Genomic DNA, 17,112 nt, shown 5'->3' on the forward strand with positions numbered 1-17,112 from the left:
ATTGATCATAATATCAATGCGGAGGGCTGATAGGTCATGAGCGATGCAATACGTCGAAATATGGCACTATTCCCGATCGGCATCGTAATGAAACTAACGGATTTGACTGCGCGTCAGATCCGTTATTATGAACAGCATGAATTGATTGTTCCGGCCCGCACTTCAGGCAATCAGCGGTTATTTTCTTTTAATGATGTGGAACGCCTCCTCGAGATTAAGGCTCTCATTGAGAAGGGGATCAATATTGCCGGCATCAAGCAGGTTATAAATCCGCTTAAGCGGCAATCCGAGGAAGCTACTGTCGTCAGCGAACAGTCGGAACAGCGGCGGCGCTCATTGAATGTCAAGCAGCTCAGAGGGCTGCTTAAGGAAGGGCTGACGGAACGTCAGCCGGGCAAGAACTTGATGATTCAAGGCCAGCTTTCTCATTTTTATACCAAGAAGTAGCATGGAAGGGGATGAGTTTTTCGTGGGGTATACAGCAGAGGATATTAAGCGAATCGCCAAGGAGCAGAATGTACGGTTTATTCGATTGCAATTTACAGATTTGCTGGGCACGATTAAAAACGTCGAAATTCCGGTCAGCCAGCTGCAAAAAGCGCTTGACAACAAGATGATGTTTGACGGCTCTTCAATTGAAGGTTATGTACGGATTGAAGAATCCGACATGTACTTGTACCCGGATCTTGATACTTGGGTCGTCTTCCCGTGGGTTGCGGAGGAGCGTGTCGCGCGGCTGATTTGCGATGTCTACATGCCGGATGGGTCGCCCTTTGCCGGAGACCCGCGGGGGATTTTAAAGCGCGTGCTTCGCGAAGCGGAGGAAATGGGCTTTACCGCTATGAATGTAGGGCCGGAGCCGGAATTCTTTTTGTTCAAGACCGACGAGAAGGGCAACCCGACTACAGAGTTGAATGATCAGGGCGGCTACTTCGATTTGGCGCCTACCGATCTGGGCGAAAATTGCCGGCGGGAAATTGTGCTGACGCTGGAGGAGATGGGGTTTGAAATCGAGGCCTCACATCATGAGGTGGCGCCTGGACAGCACGAGATCGATTTCAAATATGCCGATGCTGTGAAGGCGGCGGATCAGATCCAAACCTTCAAGCTTGTCGTCAAAACAGTGGCGCGGCAGCATGGCCTGCATGCGACCTTTATGCCGAAGCCGCTGTTCGGGGTGAACGGATCGGGCATGCACTGCCATCAATCGCTGTTTCGCGGCGGGGAGAATGCATTTTATGATGAGCATGACGAGCTTGGCCTAAGCGATACGGCAAGGCATTATATGGCTGGTATTTTACAGCATGCCAGAGCGTTTGCCGCCATTACGAACCCGACAGTCAACTCGTATAAGCGGCTGGTGCCCGGCTATGAGGCGCCGTGTTATGTAGCCTGGTCGGCTAGCAATCGCAGCCCGATGATCCGGATTCCCGCTTCCCGCGGCCTCAGCACGCGTGTAGAAGTGAGAAATCCCGATCCTGCGGCTAATCCGTATCTGGCATTGGCGGTCATGCTGAAGGCCGGGCTTGACGGCATAGCCCGCAAGCTGCCGCTTCCTGCGTCTACGGACCGCAATATTTATATCATGACAGAGGAAGAGCGGGAGAGCGAAGGAATTGTAAGTCTGCCGCTTGATCTAAAGGAAGCTCTTGACGAACTGCTTGCCAGTGAAGTGGCATGTGCCGCATTGGGCGATCACGCGTTAGCTCATTTTTGCGAGCTGAAGGAGATTGAATGGGATATGTTCCGAACGCAAGTTCATCAGTGGGAACGGGATCAATATTTGCGGTTATATTAGAGCGAAATATCCGTCAATTCGATATTGCTTTGGCACATGGGCTCCGCTAGCGCGGGGCTCTTTTTGATGCACAGAAAGTTTAAGTTCACTGCAGCGACAAAGCGCATGAGAGCTTGCTTTACGGCGAAGCAGCGATAGCACCAAGGGAGGCTTCAGTCGTTTTCTATCAACTCTCATTTCGGGTGTTCCTATTAGAGCAATCGCCCTCATAAGATATGTTGTCCAAGCATATTCTATTAAAAATGGGAGAGTGATAGTAATGGAATGGGATGCGATTATGAACCTGGTTGATCAACGGTTAAGCTCTATCGTTGTATGCTGCTGGATTGTAGGAATAGTGTTGAAACGCACGCCGCACGTTCCCGACTGGACGATTATCTACATTGTCACTGCCACAGCTATATTGCTTTCCGGCTTTTCGATCGGGTGGGGTGTAGAGTCTGTTGTTCAGGGGATATTGTGCGGTGCGGCGGCTGTATACGGCCATCAGCTTTACAAGCAAAGCAGGAAGGGGATCTTCCCCGATGATAAGCAAACAAAATAAAATAGACCCGCGCATAGGCGGGTCTTGCGAATGAGCAAGCACAGATTAGATGAATCCAAATCCAAAGCAGCCGCAAAGGATAATAACCAGCAGAATGAACAGAACCAGCGTCGAGCCCATGTTGTTACGAAATTCTCCTCCAACACATCCCATTTTGTCATGCACCTCCTTGATCAGAGTACATGTTAAGTTATGCTTGAAAGTTGCTTAATGATTGGGTGTTTGTTACTAATTGCATAAATCCGTGGTTTTTGCCCAGTATAGAAGCGATTAAACTCTGCCTGCCTGCAGAGTTTATTTGTTTGTAAAAGGGTTGCATACGGATACAAGTTCTGCCACAATTGGCATACTAGCGAATAAGTCCGTTTGTTCGCATTTGAGTCTGATGGTGAAAGGGGAGACAGGGAGCAGATTGCTCATATGCATATGGTACGAAAAATCGGGTTAGTTCGACATTTCAAAGTGAAGCATCCATATCCGAAAGGGAGGCGCTTTAGTGCGGATGAGGTGACGGAATGGTTTCGCGCCTATGATCAGGCTGATATTGAGGAGGGAGAAACCGGGCTGGGGGAAACGGCTTGGGATGAGTGCTATGTCAGTGTAATGCCGAGGGCGGTTCGTACGGCTGAATTAATTTTTGGCGGAAAGCTTCATGTGAAGGCAGAGCTGCGGGAAATTCCGGCGCCTGAATTCAAGTTCAAGTTGAAGCTGCCCTTTCTTGTGTGGGCGATCCTAATCAGGTTTTCAGGGCTGTTTAATCGCCGCACGAGAGCGGATATAGAGGAGGCAAAGGCGCGGGTCAAAACGGTGATCGATGAAATTATGGTCGGACAGGCAAGCAGCGTGCTTATTGTGAGCCATGCAGCGCTGATGCATTATTTGCGCAAGGAGCTGAAAAGGAGGGGCTTTCACGGCCCAGGCTTTACCTATGCGGATAATGGGAAGCTGTATCTATATGAACGCGATGAGAAAAACTTCTATCGAAGTCCTTCGAGGATGAGCGACCTATAGGTTTGCCTGGCAAACCCGCCTCGTAAGCTTGAGGTGGTTTTTATCGCCAATAAGAATTTTGTTTTTTCCGCACAGCCTGAAAACGTATAAATTCTGGCGTGGTTAAAAAAGAGCTGTCTCAGAAGCGGTTTGTCAACTGCTTCTGAGACAGCTCTTTCCTTTTCACTGTAACTTGAGTTGCCTTATGCAAGGCAGCCCCGCATTCTAATGGATGTCGCGGAACAATCCGATAACCTTGCCCAAAATGGTGACATTGCGCAATCGAATCGGCTTCATCGTAGCGTTCTCCGGCTGCAAGCGGATATGATCCTTCTCTTTGTAGAAGGTCTTGACGGTTGCTTCATCATCCTCGGTCATTGCTACGACGATATCGCCGTTCATGGCAGTCGGCTGCTGACGGACGATCACATAGTCGCCGTCATGAATACCCGCTTCGATCATACTTTCGCCCATAACGCTGAGAATAAAGACGTTATCGTCCCCGACGCGGTCGGCCGGCAACGGGAAGTAGTCTTCGATGTTCTCGGTTGCTGTTATCGGCATACCTGCGGTTACTTTGCCGACGACCGGCACTTTGGCGATGGCTTGCGGGAACGGCAGCTCTGAAATCGTCTGGTCCAAAATCTCGATCGCCCGCGGTTTGGTTGGATCGCGCCGGATCAGACCTTTCTTCTCCAATCGATCCAGATGGCCGTGTACCGTCGAGCTCGAGGCGAGACCTACTGCTTCACCGATTTCACGTACAGATGGCGGGTAGCCTTTCTCCCGAACTTCATTCTTGATGAATTCGAGTATCGCCTGCTGGCGGTTGGAAAGTTTCGACACTGGAATCACTCCATAAGTTCATTTGTGTAAAATTATAGCACAGAACCGGAGTTCGTACAAACATAGGTTCGAGAAAAAATGCACTTTAATTATTTTGCAAAAAAATTACGAACAAAAGTTCTTGTTTTGGTATTGACTGCAAACGGATGTTCGTGCTATTCTAAATTCAACAAAACAGAACAAACGTTTGGGGTGCTGGTCATGATGACAATCTCTTATTATAGCAGCGATCGGAAGGAACTGGGCAATAAGCCGGCAAAGCAGGCAATGAAGAAGCGGACGGCAGGACGTCTGATGGTGCGTGTTGCAGCAGCAGCGCTGTTCGCAATATTGCTCTACAGCGGGTTGAATTTAGTGAAAAGCAGCGCTAACGGGGAGCAGTTGGAGCCGGCTCGTGCCGATGAACGCATCCTCGTAGTTGGCGCGGGGGACACGCTATGGGCAATAGCGGGCAAGGTACGCAATCAAGACGAGGATTTACGACGTGTCGTCTATGATATTCAACAGCGGAATCAATTGAAGAGCAGTATGTTGAAGGTAGGACAGACGTTGATCGTGCCTGCGAAGTAATGGTTGGACGTTATGGGGGATAGTTTCAATTTAGGTAAGCGTTGCGTCCGGGTCATTGCCCGGATTCGACGCTTTTTTTTATGCATTTGTTTTGGCAGTATTAAGGAACAAAGGGTGAACATCTCGCGGCATTCTTGACAATTGAGGATTAAAAATGCAAAGTAAAGGGTGGTACATATGTCATTGCTTTAATGATCAGGGAGGCGTCTTGTTTTGGAGAAGTTAATTGCAAGAATTAATGAGCTGTCGCGCAAGCATAAGACAGTTGGGCTCACAGCAGAGGAGACGGCCGAGCGCGAACAACTGCGCAAGGAATATTTGGACAACTTCAGAAGAAACTTCCGCAATCAGATGAATTCGATTCGCTGGGCAGAGGATGAAGATTCAAACGGCGGAGGCTCAATAAAACATTAGACAGCATTTTAGGAGGTTATATTTGTGTCAGCGCGGTCATGGGAAAGAAAAGTAAGAAAAAATCAAGCTCAACTGAACAAGCAGCGGAAAAAGCGGGGGGAGAAGCCGTTAAATACGGGTGTCTCTGCGCCCGGCGCGGATATCTTTAAAGGGCGCAGCATTATTTTACCGGCATTTTTAGTGCTGTTTACAGCCTTGTTTGCCATTATGTCTACCGCTTCTGGAGCGGAGCAGACGAGCGGCACCTTGTTCTGGGTAACCATCGTTTGTTATTTGCTGCTGGCTGTCATGTTTATTTTGCGGCGCCCTTATTTGGCTGTTGGTAAGGATTATGTGAAGACGCGCCGTTTTAGCGGCGACCGGATGCTGATGGCTAGCAATATAAAGGCGATTAAGGTTGAACCCGGCAATGTTGTCATCGAGCAAGTGAAGGGTGCGAACTGGGTGTTTACGCGTACGATTAACCGTTATCCGATTGAACAAATGACGGAGCGTCTGCGGGCCTTTGCTGCGGCAAATCAAGTTACTTTCAACGAAAAATAAGCTGTAATCGCATTTAGGAGGAATTGGGTTGGCTAAGAAGGCAGTTTTATTCGATTTGGATGACACTTTGTTGTGGGATGACCGCAGCGTTCAGGAAGCATTTGCGGCAACTTGCGAGACGGCAGCGGCCAAGACCGGCATCGATCCGGACAAGCTGGAAGAGGCAGTCCGCGCTGAAGCCCGCAAGCTGTATGAATCGTACGAGACGATTACGTTTACGAAGATGATCGGAATTAATCCATTCGAGGGGCTTTGGGGCAATTTCACTGCCGGCAAGCAGCCTGAGTTCCGCAAGATGGAGCAGTTAGTGCCAGGATATCGCAAGGATGCATGGACGAACGGACTGAAGGCGCTAGGCATCGACGATGCTGAGCTTGGCGCTGAACTGGCGGAGCAATTCCCGGCAGAGCGCCGCAAGCGTCCGATTGTATACGAGGAGACATTCCGGGTGCTCGATCAATTGAAAGGCAAATATAAGCTGCTCCTGCTGACGAATGGCTCGCCGGACTTGCAGCAGGAAAAGCTCGATGGCGTGCCTGAGCTTATACCGTATTTCGATCATATTATTATTTCCGGCGAATTTGGCCGTGGCAAACCGGCGGCGGAGATATTCGAGCATGCGCTTGAGCGGCTTGGGCTTGAGGCGGAGGATGGCATCATGGTGGGCGACAAGCTGACAACTGATATTTTGGGCGCCAATACAATTGGCATGACTTCGGTATGGATCAACCGCGACGGAAAACAACGGACGGACGAAATTATTCCTACGCTTGAAATTTCCAGTCTGGAACAATTGTTGCCACTGCTTAGCTAGATCGGATATGTTAAAATAAAGGTCGAGCACAGGAGATGCTTTCCTGAACTCGACCTTTTCTCATTTTTGAAATGCGGGATCTTCATAGGGATGCGCGATCCAGCCTTCAGTTTCAATAAAGAGACGAACTGCAACGATTTGACGATTGTCCATTAAGGTGAAAAAATGCGGCTTGTGCTCCGGCACGGAGATGACGTCGCCGGCTTCCAGTTCAACATCGAAATAGCCGACATCGTCAGTGCCTTTAATAATGAAGATGCCGCGGCCGGCAGTAATGGCGCGTACTTCATCCTCGGTATGGGTATGCACCTGCTCGAATTTTTTGAGCAGCTCATCCAGATTAGGCGTAGCATCGGACAGGGCGATAATATCCCATGTCTGATAGCCGCGGCGCTGTGCCAGATCGCGAATTTCTTCGTCGAAAGTAGCCAAGATCTGTTCTTTCTCTTCAGCGCTCAAAACAAATTTATTTTGCAGCTCTGCGGAAAGTTTGGCTGGATTCCAATGTTCATATAATACTTCCTGTTGGTCCAAAAAAGCGCGAACGTTTTCTTCGCCCTGGATACGTTCTTCTGTGTTGCGAATGCGAATTTCAGCCATTCCCGAATCCCTCATTTCCAATATTCTTATTTCCGATATGAATAATTATATTATAAAACCGGAAGGCTGTCGATTGCCAGCTTTTCAAATTCCGAGTATTCTGGTAGACTATGTCTTAATGATTTTCGACACGGAAGGGGTCTTTTGAATGAACAAACCGACATTGCAGGAAATGCTGAAGCGGCGCATTTTAATATTGGATGGCGCGATGGGAACGATGATTCAGCAATGCGATTTGACAGCTAGAGATTTCGGCGGCGAAGACCTCGAAGGCTGTAATGAAATGCTTGTATTGACGCGACCGGACGTCATTCGTGATATTCATGAAGCTTATTTGGAAGCAGGCGCCGATATTTTGGAGACGAACACGTTTGGCGCAACAGGAGTCGTTCTGGTGGAATATGATATACCCGAGAAGGCGCGGGAAATCAACCTGGCAGCGGCAGCTATCGCCGTCGAAGCGGCAAGAAAGTTTTCGACGCCGGACCATCCGCGCTATGTGGCTGGTGCGATGGGACCTACGACAAAGACGTTGTCAGTCACGGGCGGCGTAACGTTCGATCAGCTCGTTGACAGCTATTGCGAGCAAGCGGTGGCGCTAATTGAAGGCGGAGTTGATGCGCTGCTGCTGGAAACTTCTCAAGATACGCTGAATGTAAAGGCTGGCAGCATCGGCATTCAAAAGGCGTATGAAATAACAGGCACCCACCTGCCGCTCATGATTTCCGGCACAATCGAACCGATGGGCACGACGCTTGCCGGACAAAGCATTGAATCGTTCTATATTTCGCTGGAACATTTGAAGCCGGTCTCGATCGGTCTCAACTGTGCGACAGGACCGGAATTTATGCGCGACCATATTCGTTCCTTGTCGGCAATTGCCGATGCGGCAATCAGCTGTTATCCGAATGCGGGCTTGCCTGATGAGAACGGGCAATATCATGAATCGCCGGCATCGCTGGCGACGAAGATTGCCGCCTTTGCTGAGCAGGGCTGGCTCAACATTGCCGGCGGCTGCTGCGGGACAACGCCGGCGCATACGCGTGCCATGGTGGAGGTTTTGTCCAAATACGAGCCGCGCCAACAGATGGGCGAGCATCCGCCGGCCGTTTCCGGAATAGATACCGTATTTATTGAAGCGGACAATCGTCCGATCATGATTGGCGAACGCACCAACATTTCGGGCTCGCGCAAATTCAAGCGGCTTATTAAAGAAGAAAAATTCGATGAAGCTTCCGAAATCGCCAGGGCGCAAGTTAAGGGCGGCGCTCATATTATCGACATCAATCTCCAGGATACAGACATTGACGAAGCGTATGCGGTGCAGCAATTTTTGCCGCAGGTGGTCAAGAAAATTAAAGTGCCGCTCATGCTTGACTCAACCTATGATCATATCATTGAGCTGGGGCTCAAATATTCGCAAGGCAAAGCGATCATCAACTCCATTAATCTGGAGGACGGCGAAACGAAATTCGAGAAGATTGTACCGCTCATTCATCGTTATGGAGCGGCCGTTGTCTGTATTTTGATTGATGAGCGCGGCCAGGCTGTTTCGCGGGAAGCGAAGATGGAGGTCGCTACCCGTTCGTATGAACTACTTGTCAACAAATACGGCTTAAATCCGGAAGATATTATTTTTGATCCGAATATGTTCCCGGTGGGCTCCGGCGATCCGCAATATATCGGTTCGGCTGTAGAGACGATTGAAGGCATTCGCATGATCAAAGAGAAATATCCGCAGGCCAAAACGATTCTCGGCCTAAGCAACATTTCTTTTGGATTGCCGGATGCTGGCCGCGAGGTGCTGAACTCGGTTTATTTGTATCATTGTACGCGGGCCGGACTGGACTATGCGATTGTCAACACGGAAAAGCTGGAGCGTTACGCGTCTATACCTGAAGAAGAACGGAAGCTGGCGGAAGAATTGATCTTCAACACGAATGACGAGACACTTGCGGCATTCGTATCTGCATTCCGGGACAAGAAGATCGCGAAAAAAGAAAAAACGTCGAATTTGCCGCTGGAAGAACGGCTTGCTTCTTATGTCGTTGAAGGCACGAAGGAAGGCCTTATCCCCGATTTGGACGAGGCCCTAAAAAAATATGCCCCGCTGGACATTATTAACGGCCCGTTGATGAAAGGGATGGAGGAAGTCGGCCGGCTGTTCAACAATAATGAGCTGATTGTGGCAGAGGTGCTGCAAAGCGCGGAAGTAATGAAGGCGTCGGTTTCTCATTTGGAGCAGTTTATGGAGAAGAATGAAACGGCGGTCAAAGGGAAAGTTATATTGGCGACCGTAAAAGGCGATGTCCATGATATCGGCAAAAATTTGGTCGAAATTATTTTGTCGAATAATGGCTATAAAATAATAAATCTTGGCATTAAGGTGCCGCCGGAGCAATTGATAGAAGCTTATCGCAAGGAGCAGGCAGATGCCATCGGGCTCTCAGGTCTGCTTGTTAAATCGGCGCAGCAGATGGTCGTGACAGCTCAGGATTTGCGTACGGCAGGCATTAATGCCCCTATTCTTGTAGGGGGAGCGGCCTTGACCCGCAAGTTTACAAAAACGAGAATCGGTCCAGAATATGATGGACTTGTTCTTTATGCCAAAGATGCAATGGAAGGCCTTGATATCGTCAACAAGCTGATGGTGCCTGAGCATCGTCAAGCCTTTGAGGAGGAATGGGCCAATTTCAAGGCATCAGGCGGGCTGGAGCCTGAGGAAAAGAAGGAAGGGCCGACTTTAACGCGGGCTGTGCGCTCGAATATTGCCACAGATGCTCCCATTTACCTGCCGCCGGATTTAGAGCGTCATGTACTGCGCAATGTGCCGATTCCGCAGATTATTCCATATGTGAATATGCAGATGCTGCTTGGTCATCACTTGGGCTTGAAGGGCAAGGTGGAGCAGCTGCTCGCAGAAGGCAACGAAAAGGCGGCGCAGCTTAAAGAAACGGTCGATCAGGTGCTGCAATTAGCGGTCACGGACGGCATTATTCAGGCTCATGGCATGTATCGCTTCTTCCCGGCGCAATCTTCGGGCAATGATATTATCATCTACGATCCGCAGCAGCCGGGACGGGAAATCAAACGTTTCTCCTTCCCACGCCAGCAGGTAGAGCCTTACCTGTGTCTGGCAGATTTTTTACGCTCGGTAGAGAGCGGGGAGATGGATTATGTCGGTTTCCTTGTCGTTACAGCGGGAGCGGGTGTACGAGATTTGGCCAATCAGTGGAAGGACAGCGGCGACTATTTGCGCTCCCATGTACTGCAAGCCGTAGCGCTTGAGGTCGCTGAGGGCTTGGCGGAAAAGGTTCACCATATGATGCGCGACATTTGGGGCTTCCCGGATCCGCTGGAAATGACGATGAAGCAGCGTCATGGCGCCCGTTATCAAGGAATACGCGTCTCGTTCGGTTACCCGGCATGTCCCAACCTGGAGGATCAGCAGCCGCTGTTCGAGCTGATGAAGCCGGAGGACATTGGCATTGAACTGACAGAAGGGTTTATGATGGAGCCGGAAGCTTCAGTATCGGCCATGGTATTTGCTCATCCGCAGGCACAGTATTTTAACGTAGATAAGGCGTAGGACGATCATTAACCCTTGGGTGTGCGAAGCTGCAAATTCGCATGCTCAAGGGTATTGTTATATGATGATAAAAAGGAGGCTGCGCGATGAAGTTTTTGTTTCTCGGTACATGTGCGGGCAGGCCGTCAAAAGAGCGTAATGTAACGTCTGCAGCTTTGGTGCTGCCTGAGCCGGCCAACGGTTTTTGGCTGTTTGACGCAGGTGAGGCGACCCAGCATCGGCTCATGGAAACAAAATTAAAGCTGAACAAGCTTGAAAAAATATTTATTACCCATCTGCATGGCGATCATTTGCATGGCTTGCCGGGCTTACTGAGCAGTCGCTCTTATTTTGAAGGAGCGGGCGCGCTTGAGCTGTACGGTCCTGCAGGTATCAAAGGCTATCTGGAGGCTGTGTTCCATTATACGGCGACCCAGCTGAGCTATGAGCTAACAATTGTAGAGGTTGAAGGTGATCGACAGGTGGTAATGGACGACGGGCATTACCGCGTCACCGCTGCGTCATTGGATCATCGGGTGCCTTGCTATGGCTACAGGGTCGAGGAAGCAGACCGGCCGGGCAGGCTTGATGCGAAGCGGCTGGCCGAACTGGGAATAGCGCCGGGGCCGCTCTATGGAAGGCTGAAGCGGGGGGAGAATGCCCAGCTGCCTGACGGCCGAATCATCCTTGCATCCGAGGTGGTTGAGCCTGATGTTCCGGGCAGAACTGTAGCTTTGCTAGGAGATACCCGCCCTTGTGAAAATGGCATTTTGCTGGCCAGCGGCGCAGATTTGCTTGTTCATGAGGCGACATTTGAGACAGGGCTGGAGGAAAAAGCTTATACTTATGGCCATTCCACTGTACAGCAGGCAATCGATATTGCGAAGGCGGCAAAAGCGAGGCGGCTTGTACTGACGCATTTCAGCTCGCGTTACGACAAACAGAGCGTTGCGAAGATGATCGAAGAAGGAAAGCGGCAGTTTGCCGAAATTGAAGCGGCTTACGATTTTTTTGAACGCTCCGTTTAGAGTGGGCATTGCAGGCCGAACATGCATTCTGTACAATAGAAATTAGGTATACGAATGAGGAGGACATCGTGCAATGAACCGGTGGACGGGGAAAGCCTCCGGTCTGGAGGAATGGCTGGAGCTGCTGCGGCAGCAGCCGGACATTATTGAGAACATTACGCATTGGCATACCTTTCCGGCCCGCGAGGCGCGGACGGTGCCGATGCCTGACGGCATACATCCTGAGCTTAGCAAGGCATTATCTGAACGAGGGATCGAGCGGCTGTTCGTACATCAAGCGGAAGCATTCGCCGCTGTAAGAGACGGACGGCATGTGGTTGCGGTCACGCCGACAGCATCGGGCAAGACGCTTTGTTATAACCTGCCTGTCCTGCAATCGCTGCTTGCGCAGGAGAGCGGGCGGGCGCTATATTTGTTTCCGACGAAGGCGCTGGCGCAGGATCAGGTCGCTGAGCTGCAGCAGCTGGCAGAGCTGATGGATGTCGATTTGAAGACGAGTACTTACGACGGCGACACTCCGCCTGCGGTGCGGCAAGTGGTGCGCAATGCCGGGCATATCGTTGTAACCAATCCGGATATGCTTCATTCCGCGATTTTGCCGCATCATACCAAGTGGGTAAAGCTGTTTGAAAATATTAAGTATATCGTAATAGACGAGGTTCACTCCTATCGGGGCGTGTTCGGCAGCCACGTTGCCAATGTCATTAGAAGATTGAAGCGAATCTGCCGCTTCTACGGCTCTAATCCGCAGTTTATTTGCGCTTCGGCGACCATCGACAATCCACGCGAGCATGCCGAGCGTTTGCTCGGCGAGCAGGTGGCGCTCATAGACAACAATGGAGCTCCGATGGGAGAGAAGCACTTTATTTGCTATAATCCTCCGGTTGTGAACAAGCAGATGGGAATCCGCCGCAGCAGTGTGCTGGAGACGCGTCGTCTGGCGGGAATGCTGCTGCGCCAAGGGGTGCAGACGATCGTGTTTGCGCGCAGCCGGGTCCGTGTCGAGCTGCTGCTTACTTATTTGCAGGAGCAGGTGAAGGATGAGCTGGGAGCGAAGACGATTCGCGGCTATCGCGGCGGCTATTTGCCGCAATTGCGGCGTGAAATCGAGCGCGGCCTGCGCAATGGCGAAATCCGCGGCGTGGTCAGCACGAACGCGCTGGAGCTCGGCATCGATATCGGCCAGCTTCAGGCCTGCGTCATGAACGGCTACCCGGGAACGATCGCCAGCACCTGGCAGCAATCCGGACGGGCCGGACGGCGGCAGGGCACTTCCGTTACGTTTCTCGTGGCAAGCAGCAATCCGCTCGATCAGTATATGATTCAGCATCCGGAATTCTTTTTCAACCGACCGCCGGAGCGGGCGTTGATTCATCCGGATAATCTGCTCATATTGATCGACCATATCAAATGCGCGGCCTATGAGCTGCCGTTTGAGGCAGGTGAGCGATTTGGCGAGGAGGAGCTGGAGCATATGCTGGAATTTCTGACAGAGGAAAAGGTGCTGCACCGGGTCCAGAATCGCTGGTACTGGATGGAGCAGTCCTTTCCGGCTCATGGAATATCGCTGCGGTCTGCAGCGCAGGAGAACTTTATTATTATCGATATGACAAACGGCAGCCGGGTGCTTGGCGAAGTTGACCGCTTCAGTGCGCCGACGCTCATCCATGAAGAAGCGATCTATATCCATGAAGGCGTCCAGTATCAGGTGGAGAAGCTGGATTATCCCGAGAAAAAAGCTTACGTCCGCGAAGTGGACGTTGACTATTTTACAGATGCGAACATGGCAGTTGAGCTTAAGGTGCTTCATGTGGACAAGCAGTGCGAGAGCGGAGAGCTGCTTCGCCAATACGGGGAAGTAACGGTCAACGCCAAAGCGACTATTTTCAAGAAGCTTCGTCTGCGCTCGCATGAAAATATCGGCTCAGGGCCAATTCACCTGCCGGAGGAAGAGCTGCATACGAGCAGCTACTGGTTTTCCTTCAGCGAAGAGGCGGCTGCGCGCAAAAGCACGAACGAGATGCAGCAGGCTTTGCTTGGCCTGTCCAACGTGCTTGTCCATATTGCGCCGCTCTATTTAATGTGTGATCCGCAGGACATTCGCGTGGTGCCTCAGGTGAAGGCGATACATACGAAACGGCCGACGATATTTTTTTATGACCGTTACCCGGGCGGCATCGGGCTTAGCGAGCGGCTTTACGAGGTGCATGAGCAGCTGCTGGAGCAAGCGCGAGAGGTTATTCGCTCCTGTACTTGTCTGAGCGGCTGCCCGGCTTGTGTAGGACCGATGGAAGAGGTTGGGCTGCTCGGCAAAACAAATGCACTGGAACTAATTGATGAAGTACAGGTGATGCCATGAGCAGGCTGCGTGATAAGCTTTTGCGAATGAAGAGCCATACTGCTGCGCAGGAGCAGGAGGAAGGCAAAGCGGAGGCGGCGAATACAGGAGATGCGCAGCAGGAGGAGCTGTCGGCTGACTGGAAAAGGATGGACGTCCGCGAGGAGCGGACGGCGGAAGGCAGCTTTTTGCTGCGCGAGCGGCGTTACCCGCTTTCCTACCGGCATGGGGAGCATCAGCTGGATGAGCTGGCTTCAACTGCGGCGGGTCTCATCGCCTTTCAGGCGCAGAAGGAAGGGGCGTCAGCCGTTAATCCTATCCATGACCGCATTTTGTTTTTTGATTTGGAGACGACTGGACTCGGGATTGGGGCTGGCAATGTTCCTTTCATGGTCGGCCTCGGTTTTTGCAGCGGCGAACAATTTGTAGTCGAGCAAATGCTGATTCGCCATCCGGCGGAGGAACGGGCAATGTTGGCCTATCTCATGGATAAGCTGCCGAACTTTACGCATTTGGCCACCTATAACGGGAAAACCTTCGACTGGCCCGTATTGATGAACCGTTTTATTCTGCATGGCTTCCGCCAATTTGCCTGGCAGCCGGTTCACCTCGATCTGCTGCATCCTTCCCGCAGCATTTGGCGCAATACGCTCGCTTCCTGCAAGCTAAGCCATATCGAGGAGGAGCGTCTTGGCATTGCCCGCGTCGATGATGTGCCTGGCATGCTGGCGCCTTCGATTTATTTTCAATTTCTGGCTGACCAAGAGCCTGCTCCGCTGCTGGGCGTATTCCGGCATAATGAAATCGACATGATATCGCTTGCGTGTCTGGCGATTCGCTTCGCCCACTTGCTTGCCGGACAGCTGGGAGAAAGGCTGCCTTACCCGGATGGGGCGGAAGAGCTGATCCGCACCGGGATGTGGCTGGAAAAGATGCAGGGCGCTCCCGCTGCCGAACCGCTCTATGCCAGGCTGCAGGAATGGAGCAGTCCGGCGCCCCAAGCGTGGCTAATGCTGGCTGCGCGGGACAAGAAGTATGGCAATTGGCCGCGGGCTGTGTTATTGTGGCAGAAGGTTGTACAGGCTGCCGATGGGGCGGAATGGCACAGCTGGGAAGCCCATATTGAGCTGTCCATGTATTATGAACATAAAACAAAGCAATTCGAGCCGGCGCTGGCGTTAGCGGAAACAGCGCTGTCGCTTGCAAGGAGGCGCTATACAGGGCTTGTCCGCCCTGGGGCAAAGCAGCGTGCAGAGCTTGAAGGGATACGCAAGCGAATTGAACGGCTGCGGCTTAAAGTTAGGAGGATCAGCGATGAGTATGCGGAAGCTCGGCGGATTGTTGATTGATCTGGACGGCACGCTTTATCACGGCAATACGATGATTGACGGTGCCGATCGGCTTATTCGCGGCTTAGAACGGCTTAACCTGCCTTATTTATTTGTTACTAACAATTCATCCGCTGCGCCGGAGGCGGTAGCAGAACGGCTGAAGTCGATGGGGATTCCTGCTGAACCGCAGCATGTCTGCACATCGGCGCAAGCTGCGGCAGCTTATATTTGCGATCGTTACCAAGACGGACGCGTGTTTGTCGTTGGCGAGCACGGTCTTGAGCATGCATTGCTCGAAGCCGGATTGCAGGTCGTCCAGGAAAAGCCGAACGTTGTTGTACAAGGAATTGACCGCCATCTCACCTATGAGCGGCTGGCGGCAGCTGTAAGCCATATCCGGTCAGGAGCCGACTATATATTAACGAATCCGGATGTGCTTCTTCCTTCTGATAAAGGTTTTATTCCCGGAGCAGGGTCGATATCGGCCATGCTGGAGCGGGCCAGCGGAGCAGAGCCGACTGTCATCGGTAAGCCGTCGGCAATCATGATGAATTACGCCCTGTCACGCATCGGGCTCCCGGTGGAACAGGTGTGGGTTATCGGCGATAACCCGGCGACAGATATCGCCGCGGCGCATGCTGTAGGCTGCCGGTCGGCGCTTGTATTGACAGGTCTTGCGACGGAAACGAATTACAAGGAGCTGCTTGGACGCGCTAATTGTCATGCTGATGAAGTTATCGGGGATTTGCATCTATTGTTGCAAAGAATTGAACAATTATCCTCGCCTTGACGTTTATTATGACTGGCAAACTGGCACGCTAACGATAATGGAGAAATAAATTGTAATACAACTAGATTTTGCTTTAGTTCCTACTAAAGTTGTACCAATAAGCGAGGAAGTGACCCGATGCCAGAGTGGCCGGAAATGGAAAATTATCGTATACAGTTAGCAGCGCGCATTGCCGGACAGCCGGTTACAGGCGTGCAGGTAACCCGCGAAAAATCGATCAACGTGATGCCTGAGCAGTTCGCAGCAGAGCTGGTCGGGCGCACAGTCTGGTATGTGGAGCGGCGCGGCAAATTCCTGCTGTTTCATTTGGATAACGGGAAAAGGCTGCTGCTGCATCTTATGCTTGACGGCTTGATTCAATTCAAACCGGCGGCGGAGAAGCCCGAGCGATCGGTCCAAGTGACGATCGGCTTCCCGAAAGGAGAGCTTCGCTTTATCGGCCTGCGTCTTGGCTATATCCACATCCTGACCGCCAAGGAGGTCGACGCGCAGCTGCAAGCGCTGGGGCCTGATCCGTTCGATAGGCGGCTGACGCTTGAGCGCTTCAAACAGCTGTTTGCGGGCAAGCGAGCGGCGCTTAAATCTGCTCTGGTCGACCAGCATGTAATTGCCGGCATAGGAAATTGCTACGCAGATGAAATCGCCTTTGCAGCGGGCGTCCGTCCTGATATCCGCATTCCATCTTTGGAAGCGGCCGATTGGGAACGGTTATATAAAGCGATGCGGGAGGTGCTGCATGACGCTCTCTCTGCCGGCGGCTATATGGAGCTGCCGCTGGATTCAGACGATACTTTAACGGGCGGTTATAACGAGCGGTGCCTTGTCTATGATCGCGGCGGCGAACCCTGCCTGCGTTGTAATGGCACGATTGTGCAGAGTGAAGCAAGCTCGCGCAAAATATTTTTCTGCCCAGCCTGTCAGAAGGAACGGTAGCGGCC

General features: G+C 51.7%; 16 protein-coding genes. 14 read left to right on the top strand and 2 right to left on the bottom strand.

The features are described 5' to 3' along the window. Positions 1-36 precede the first annotated feature (36 nt). From ACFQ0N_RS06970 to ACFQ0N_RS06985, 4 genes are all read left to right on the top strand, one after another. Positions 37-447, top strand: coding sequence for a MerR family transcriptional regulator (locus ACFQ0N_RS06970; RefSeq protein WP_379324184.1), 411 nt, complete (start codon positions 37-39; stop codon positions 445-447). A 22-nt stretch (positions 448-469) separates the two neighbouring features. Continuing rightward, entirely contained in the window at positions 470-1,798 is a 1,329-nt protein-coding gene (gene glnA / locus ACFQ0N_RS06975) for a type I glutamate--ammonia ligase (protein ID WP_379324186.1), read from the top strand. 259 nt (positions 1,799-2,057) lie between these two features. Continuing rightward, a complete protein-coding gene (locus tag ACFQ0N_RS06980) occupies positions 2,058-2,342 on the top strand; it encodes a phage holin family protein (RefSeq protein ID WP_379324188.1) in 285 nt (94 codons plus the stop codon). Between the two features lie 420 nt (positions 2,343-2,762). Beyond that, entirely contained in the window at positions 2,763-3,353 is a 591-nt protein-coding gene (locus ACFQ0N_RS06985; protein WP_379324190.1) for a histidine phosphatase family protein, read from the top strand. Positions 3,354-3,557: 204 nt separating this feature from the next. On the opposite strand, the gene lexA is transcribed toward ACFQ0N_RS06985, so the two are convergent. Further along, a complete protein-coding gene (lexA, locus tag ACFQ0N_RS06990) occupies positions 3,558-4,178 on the bottom strand; it encodes a transcriptional repressor LexA (RefSeq protein ID WP_379324192.1) in 621 nt (206 codons plus the stop codon). Positions 4,179-4,379: 201 nt separating this feature from the next. Here lexA and ACFQ0N_RS06995 point away from each other — a divergent pair, with 201 nt between their 5' ends. The 4 genes from ACFQ0N_RS06995 to ACFQ0N_RS07010 all read left to right on the top strand — a co-directional run bounded on the left by ACFQ0N_RS06995 (position 4,380) and on the right by ACFQ0N_RS07010 (position 6,519). After that, positions 4,380-4,748: a LysM peptidoglycan-binding domain-containing protein gene (locus ACFQ0N_RS06995; protein WP_379324194.1), complete on the top strand. Its 369-nt coding sequence runs from the start codon at positions 4,380-4,382 to the stop codon at positions 4,746-4,748. A gap of 213 nt (positions 4,749-4,961) precedes the next feature. Continuing rightward, complete coding sequence (locus ACFQ0N_RS07000) at positions 4,962-5,162, top strand: DUF896 domain-containing protein (protein ID WP_379324196.1); 201 nt, start codon at positions 4,962-4,964, stop codon at positions 5,160-5,162. A 24-nt stretch (positions 5,163-5,186) separates the two neighbouring features. Then, positions 5,187-5,705: a hypothetical protein gene (locus tag ACFQ0N_RS07005; RefSeq protein ID WP_379324198.1), complete on the top strand. Its 519-nt coding sequence runs from the start codon at positions 5,187-5,189 to the stop codon at positions 5,703-5,705. A 28-nt stretch (positions 5,706-5,733) separates the two neighbouring features. After that, positions 5,734-6,519, top strand: coding sequence for an HAD family hydrolase (locus tag ACFQ0N_RS07010; protein ID WP_379324200.1), 786 nt, complete (start codon positions 5,734-5,736; stop codon positions 6,517-6,519). 60 nt (positions 6,520-6,579) lie between these two features. Here the strand turns inward: ACFQ0N_RS07010 and ACFQ0N_RS07015 are convergent, their stop codons facing one another. Continuing rightward, positions 6,580-7,119 carry a 1,2-dihydroxy-3-keto-5-methylthiopentene dioxygenase gene (locus ACFQ0N_RS07015; RefSeq protein WP_379324202.1) on the bottom strand — a complete coding sequence of 180 codons (540 nt, stop codon included), beginning with the start codon at positions 7,117-7,119 and terminating at the stop codon, positions 6,580-6,582. A 148-nt stretch (positions 7,120-7,267) separates the two neighbouring features. On the opposite strand from ACFQ0N_RS07015, the gene metH reads away from it, so the two are divergent. From metH to ACFQ0N_RS07045, 6 genes are all read left to right on the top strand, one after another. Beyond that, positions 7,268-10,708: a methionine synthase gene (metH, locus tag ACFQ0N_RS07020; protein WP_379324204.1), complete on the top strand. Its 3,441-nt coding sequence runs from the start codon at positions 7,268-7,270 to the stop codon at positions 10,706-10,708. 86 nt (positions 10,709-10,794) lie between these two features. Further along, positions 10,795-11,715, top strand: coding sequence for a ribonuclease Z (gene rnz / locus ACFQ0N_RS07025; RefSeq protein ID WP_379324206.1), 921 nt, complete (start codon positions 10,795-10,797; stop codon positions 11,713-11,715). Between the two features lie 73 nt (positions 11,716-11,788). Then, positions 11,789-14,074, top strand: coding sequence for a DEAD/DEAH box helicase (locus ACFQ0N_RS07030; protein ID WP_379324208.1), 2,286 nt, complete (start codon positions 11,789-11,791; stop codon positions 14,072-14,074). Next, entirely contained in the window at positions 14,071-15,402 is a 1,332-nt protein-coding gene (locus ACFQ0N_RS07035) for a ribonuclease H-like domain-containing protein (RefSeq protein ID WP_379324210.1), read from the top strand. The genes ACFQ0N_RS07030 and ACFQ0N_RS07035 overlap by 4 nt, the downstream gene beginning before the upstream one ends. Then, entirely contained in the window at positions 15,368-16,174 is an 807-nt protein-coding gene (locus tag ACFQ0N_RS07040; protein WP_379324212.1) for an HAD-IIA family hydrolase, read from the top strand. The genes ACFQ0N_RS07035 and ACFQ0N_RS07040 overlap by 35 nt, the downstream gene beginning before the upstream one ends. 117 nt (positions 16,175-16,291) lie before the next feature. Continuing rightward, entirely contained in the window at positions 16,292-17,107 is an 816-nt protein-coding gene (locus ACFQ0N_RS07045; protein ID WP_379324214.1) for an Fpg/Nei family DNA glycosylase, read from the top strand. The last annotated feature ends 5 nt before the right edge of the window (positions 17,108-17,112 follow it).

The organism is Paenibacillus sp. GCM10027626 (assembly GCF_042676285.1).
Classification (GTDB): Bacteria; Bacillota; Bacilli; order Paenibacillales; family Paenibacillaceae; genus Paenibacillus_Z.